Origin of the sequence: Candidatus Synechococcus spongiarum (genome assembly GCF_900047545.1) — a bacterium.
GTDB classification, from domain to species: domain Bacteria; phylum Cyanobacteriota; class Cyanobacteriia; order PCC-6307; family Cyanobiaceae; genus Synechococcus_B; species Synechococcus_B spongiarum_C.
Map to the genome: position 1 here is coordinate 1 of NZ_FITM01000131.1, position 5675 is coordinate 5675.

A 5675-nucleotide genomic window follows, 5' to 3' on the forward strand; every position below is an offset into this window, starting at 1 on the left:
TGTTCGGTGGCGCGGGGGCGTTCTGGTGCAAGGCTCTCAATTTCAAGACTCAATCCACCAACAGTGGAGCAATGGTCTCCTGATAGCGCTGCTCACAGGCCTGAATCACCTTCAGGGCCTCTTCCGTGTCAAAGAACCCGTTCACCGAGCAGGTGCCGGGTTTTTTCAGGTCTTTGTAGTGCTCCCAATAGTAGGCGGTTTCCTGGCGCCAGTGGTCCCCCAGTTGTTGGTGACGACGGATGTGGTCCATGCGCTTGTCATCCGCCAGCACGGCGATCACCTTGTCGTCCACTTCGCCCCCATCGTCAAACTTCATGACGCCAATGATGCGGGCCTCACAGACCGATCCTGGAATCAAGGGCTCCGTCACGCCAATGATCTCCACGTCCAGGGGATCCCCGTCCTCATCCCACGTGGAAGGAATACAGCCATAGGCAAACGGGTAGGCCAGCGATGAGAAGCCAACCCGATCCAGCTTCAGGTGGCCCGTCTCCGTGATGAGCTCGTACTTGTTGATGGTGGTGGCGTTGAGTTCCACGATCACGTTGAGGCGCAACTCCCCCCTATCGGCAAAGGCCGGCAGCACGTGCAGAAGGTTGGGCATGGTGCGGCTCGGCGCCCGGTCAACATTGGCCATGGGATGGCTGTGTCAAAGGCAAACAGAGGGCATGTTAAGTGGCCACCCTCCCAAGGGCTGCCGGGTGGTCGCCTCAGGGCAGCGGCTTGTCCTCCTCCGGGAGACCCATGAACATGGTCTTGTCCAGTTCCATGCGCTGCTCCATCTGGCGCAGAAAATAGCCTGTCATCATAGCGGAGGCCAGGAGGCCTGCCAGGTTGTCCCGGCTGGTGCTGATCTTCACGTCAAACTGCTCACTGGGAATCATGCCCAGCAACCCCTGGACGTTGTGACGAATAATGTCCTGAATATCCCCACTGGCGGAGTGGGCAACACGCCGCAAAACCTCCGGATTCTGCTGCTGCAAATACTGAATCAGAGGATTGCCATGGATGGCCTCGGTGTCACTCGTCAAAAATTCCACATTGAACATCGAGACATGGCACATGACTCCTCCAACCCTAACCCACCCTGTCCAAGGTTCCCTCGGCCCAAGGCCAGGCTCAAGAGTGGTGATCACCGCACCCGACCCTGGGCAGGCTCGCAATCCCACCCCAGCGCCGCGGCGGCCAGTAGCGGATGAGGGCATGGCCCACCACGCGGTCCCGGGGCAAAGGTCCCCAAACATGGGAGTCCAGGCTGTTGTTGCGGTTGTCCCCCAATACCCAAAGCTGGTCGGGTGGAACGGTGATCTCCAGTTGTTCATAGGCCATGGGTGCGGCGGTCCAGGGCTCCCGTAAGGCTTGGCCATTGCGCTCCAGCCGGCCTCCATGGACAGCGACCCGATCACCAGCCAGGCCCACAACCCGCTTGATCAACACCTGGGACCTGTCGTAGCCCATGGCCAGCAGGGCATCCGGTGGCTGGAACACCACCACGTCCCCCAGTTGGGGAGTGCAGCCCAGCCGGGGACTCAATTTATCCACCACCAGAAGGTCCCGCACCTGTAGGGTGGGCGCCATGGAGCCGGAGGGAATCCAGCGGGGTTCCATGACCCACTGGCGCACAGCCATGGTGAGTGCCACCACCAGGGCCAGGCTCAACAGGGTGCGCCACCTATGACGCCATCCACGGCGCCATGGGTTGTCCATGGGTGCGTGGTCCGGGTCCGGTTGAGAAGCAGGCAAGGCAAGCAGCAGAATTGACGGTATGGATCAGGCTGCCATCAACCTCCTCTGGTCCTTGCAACTGTGGCAAGTGTTGCGGGGGGCTGGCGTGGTCCATGGGGTAATTTGTCCGGGGAGTCGCTCGGGACCCTTGGCGGTGGCGGCAACGCTCACCCCTGGCCTCGTGCGTCACACCAGCATTGACGAGCGCTCCGCGGCCTTCCTGGCCCTGGGCCTGATTCGCGGGACCGGGGCCCCTGTGGCCGTACTCACCACCTCCGGCTCAGCCGTGGCCCATCTGCTGCCCGCCTGTAGCGAGGCTGACTTGGGCGGCTTGCCCCTGGTTCTGCTCACTGCTGATCGCCCGCTCCACCGCAAACACTGCGGGGCCAACCAGACGGCTCCCCAGGAGGAATTTCTCCTGGCCTGTGTGCGGCGCATGGTGCAGTTGCCCCTGCCGGGGACCACCACCTTCCCCAAGGCGTTGGTGCAGGAGGCCCTCGCGGCTGCCCGTGGTCCGCACCACCACGGTGGTGTGCAGGCGCCAGGCCCCACCCACGTGAACCAGCCCTTCGAGGAACCGCTGCACACCAGCAAGGCACAGTTGCAGGCCGTTCGGCGCCAATGGCTGGGGCAGCAGTCCGATGGGGTCGCCCACCCCACCCCGGCCACCGACCGACCGACGGCGACCTGCTCCCCACCACCGCTGGACTGGGATCAGCCCGGAGTCATTGTTGCGGGCCCCTATCGGGGGCAGGACCTGGCGGCCTACCAGCACCACGTGACTCAACTGGTGAGGCGCACGGGCTGGCCTGTCCTGGCGGATCCCTGCAGTGGGTTGCGGGGCCTGGGCGACCTGCCCGTGGTGAGCGGCTACGACCTGCTGCTGACAGCCCCTCGCAGGGTGCCGACCCCCGGTCAGATTCTGCGCCTGGGTCCCTGCAGCCCCAGCCAGCGGCTGTCCGCATGGCTGGAGAGGACAACAGCGGTCCAGGTGCAGGTCTGTGAACAGGATCAGCGGCTTTGGGATCCCCTGGGGCGGACCCATTGGCGATCAGGGCAGGGCCTGGCCCCCCTGGTGGCCCAACTCAGCCCCGGCCAGCCAACGGCGGCGGCCATGGACCTGCAGCAGGGATGGTGGCAGCAGCAGCACCGCCTGCAGCAGTGGCTGGACCACCAATTAGAGGCATCCCCCCTCACAGAACCATGGCTGGCCTGGGCCATCTGCCGCTGGCTGGATCAGCAGCCTCCCACCACGGTGCTCCTGGCCAGCAGTTCCCCGGTTCGGGACTGGGAAAGCTTTGCCCAGCCCCGCTGTCCCCACCACGTCACCTGTTTTCGGGGGGTGTCCGGCATTGACGGCACTCTGTCGTTGGCTGCGGGGCTGGCCATGGCCTCTGGCCCCTCGCGGCCCACCATCCTGGTGAGTGGTGATCTGGCCCTGCTCCACGACAGCAACGGTTGGCTGTGGCGCCCCCAGTTGCAGTCCTGCGGCGCCCACCTGCTGGTGGTGCTCATCGCCAACGGTGGTGGTGGCATTTTTGAGCAGTTGCCCATTCGCAACGGCGCGTTTTCTATGGAGGAACTCTTCACCATGCCCCAGAGCGTGGATCAGCTGGCGTTGGCTGCCGCCCATGGCGTCCCCGGTCACACCCTGAACCAACCTGGTCAACTGGCGCGGGCCCTGGAGCAAGGCAGTCGACAGGCCCGGCGCCATGGCATGGCCCTTCTCCACTGTCCCACCCATGCCCGGCGGGACCACCGGCAACGGCAACGGCTGCGGGCCGCCTGGCTGGCCCAGGACGGGGCGCCGTTGGAGACTGGGGAACCCCCTTGTCACGGTGATGAATCCCCAGCAACCTCCCACGTCTCCCCAACCTGAGCCCGTCCTGCCGGGGACCAGTGATGCCCTCTGGCAGGTGGTCCATCCCTACGAGGACATCCGTTTCGACCTGTGCAGGGAGGGATTTGCCCGGATCGCCATCAACCGGCCTGGCAAGCGCAACGCCTTTCGGCCGCGCACGGTGGTGGAGTTGTTTGACGCCTTCTCCCGGGTGCGGGACAATCCCCGGCTTGGGGTGGTGCTGTTCACGGGGGTGGGACCTGCTGCGGACGGGGGCTTTGCCTTCTGCTCCGGTGGCGATCAGTCCGTTCGGGGTGACGGGGGATACGTGGACGAGACAGGGTTACCGCGGCTGAACGTGCTGGATCTGCAGCGGTTGATCCGCAGCCTGCCCAAGGTGGTGATTGCCCTGGTGGCCGGCTACGCCATTGGCGGCGGCCAAGTGCTCCACGTCCTCTGTGATCTCAGCCTGGCGGCCGAGAACGCCGTCTTCGGCCAGACCGGTCCCCAGGTGGGCAGCTTTGACGCCGGTCTCGGTGCCGCCCAGCTTGCCCGCCTGGTGGGGCAGCGCAAAGCCCGGGAGATCTGGTTTCTCTGCCAGCGCTACGACGCCGCCGCCGCACTGGCCATGGGGCTGGTGAATCGGGTGGTTCCCCTCCAATCCCTGGAGCAGGAGGGGGTGGCCTGGGCGCGCCGCATCATGACCATGAGTCCCACGGCCATCCGCTGCCTCAAGGCCGGTTTTAACGCGGAAACCGACGGCATGACGGGACTACAGGAGTTGGCAGGTCAGGCCACCAGCCTCTTTTATCGCACGGACGAGGCGCAAGAAGGTCGTAACGCCTTTCTTGAGAAACGGCCGCCCCGCTATGGGGATCATCCCTGGTTGCCGTAGCCCCGCCTGTAGCAGGCTGGCGGTCTAAATTCCTACAACGTAGTGAATCCCTGCCTCCTCAAGGGGCCACCTTATGGAACCCCCCCAAGCGGCTGAGGCCTCCACCCTTTGGCTGACACCCATTGGGCTGAACCTCTCCCCCGTTCGGAGGATGGCCCAAGGCAATACTCCCCGGCGACCCACGTCCTCCCGGAGGCGTTCACCACCAAGCCCGGCCCCGCGCCGGTGTCCTGTCCTGTAAAAAGCCTCTGCCCATAGGCAGTCTTGCTGTTACCAGACATGGTGGACGCTGGCCTTGTCGCCCTGGTTAGCGGGGGGCAGGCAAGCGACTTTCAAGGAGACGGTCCAGCTTTTCGTTGAGGGCCTTGTTGTCTTCCCTCTGCCGGTCATTCAGCTTAGCCATGCCGTCCTTCATGTCGCTGCGTAGACTGTCAATCCGCTTGTTTAGCTGGTTCAGGAACAGCGCTCCCCCGCCCAGGATCACGGCGGGCTGCACCAGTAGCCCCAGCCATTCAGTCAATCCAGGAGGTGATGTAGACATCGCAGGCCCGTCAAGGATGTGATGACCTGTGGCGGGGGTTAGTGGGGGGTTGGTAAGCGGCTTTCAATCAGGCGGTCCACCTTGGCCTCCAGTCTGCCCAGGCCGTCGTTCATGTCTTGCCGTAGCGCCTGCAGGTTTTCCCGCTGGCGGACCTTGCTGGCCTTCTGGTCTTCCCGTAATTCGTCTATCCGCTTGTTGAGCCTGGTTTCACTGGCCTTCACTTCATACCAGATAAGGCCCAAGAGGGCAGTGAAGAAGCCCGATGGCAACCAGTCGGTCAAACCGGGGGGAAGGGTAGCCATCGGGCTGGCTGGTGGATGGAAGCAGCCTACCAAGTAACGGGAACAGGTAGGAACAGGCGGGGCCGCCTCACCGGACAAGCCTCCGTCCGCCTTGTCAACAATAGCCGAGATTGCATATCTTTAACTGCCTTCTCGATGGACGTTACCCTAGTTATGGTGCAAATGTTCCACAAACAACTCAACTAAAAATCACCGCTCAAAAATATCAGAATGTCCCCCCCCCGCTGTCTGTGGAACCCAGACGACATTGAGCGGGGGGACCTTCAAACAGGACCCACCAGGACGGGACCCCTTCCAAACACTCGCCTAGTGTGGGGTCCCGGAGATAGCCTTACAAAGGCGTTGGATCTTGGCCAGGATGGATTCGGCGGT

The 5675-nt window shown here is 63.6% G+C and carries 7 protein-coding genes; 2 read left to right on the forward strand and 5 right to left on the reverse strand.

What is annotated here, in order from left to right; translation table 11 throughout:
• Positions 1–49 precede the first annotated feature (49 nt).
• From FLM9_RS05490 to lepB, 3 genes are all read right to left on the reverse strand, one after another.
• Positions 50–637 (reverse strand): inorganic diphosphatase, encoded by a 588-nt coding sequence (locus FLM9_RS05490; RefSeq protein WP_074457627.1) that lies wholly within the window; start codon positions 635–637, stop codon positions 50–52.
• Positions 638–710: 73 nt separating this feature from the next.
• Complete coding sequence (locus FLM9_RS05495; RefSeq protein ID WP_074457628.1) at positions 711–1049, reverse strand: DUF760 domain-containing protein; 339 nt, start codon at positions 1047–1049, stop codon at positions 711–713.
• A 70-nt stretch (positions 1050–1119) separates the two neighbouring features.
• Positions 1120–1743, reverse strand: coding sequence for a signal peptidase I (lepB, locus tag FLM9_RS05500; protein ID WP_257243022.1), 624 nt, complete (start codon positions 1741–1743; stop codon positions 1120–1122).
• Positions 1744–1765: 22 nt separating this feature from the next.
• Here lepB and menD point away from each other — a divergent pair, with 22 nt between their 5' ends.
• Positions 1766–3604, forward strand: a complete 1839-nt coding sequence (menD, locus tag FLM9_RS05505) for a 2-succinyl-5-enolpyruvyl-6-hydroxy-3-cyclohexene-1-carboxylic-acid synthase (protein ID WP_074457630.1) — start codon at positions 1766–1768, stop codon at positions 3602–3604.
• Positions 3567–4460 (forward strand): 1,4-dihydroxy-2-naphthoyl-CoA synthase, encoded by an 894-nt coding sequence (gene menB, locus FLM9_RS05510; protein ID WP_074457631.1) that lies wholly within the window; start codon positions 3567–3569, stop codon positions 4458–4460. Before menD ends, menB begins: the two co-directional genes overlap by 38 nt.
• A 307-nt stretch (positions 4461–4767) precedes the next feature.
• Here menB and FLM9_RS05515 read toward each other — a convergent pair whose 3' ends face one another.
• On the reverse strand, positions 4768–4980 hold the full coding sequence (locus FLM9_RS05515) for a hypothetical protein (RefSeq protein ID WP_074457632.1): 213 nt from the start codon (positions 4978–4980) through the stop codon (positions 4768–4770).
• A 59-nt stretch (positions 4981–5039) separates the two neighbouring features.
• Complete coding sequence (locus tag FLM9_RS05520) at positions 5040–5303, reverse strand: hypothetical protein (RefSeq protein WP_074457633.1); 264 nt, start codon at positions 5301–5303, stop codon at positions 5040–5042.
• Between the last annotated feature and the right edge of the window lie 372 nt (positions 5304–5675).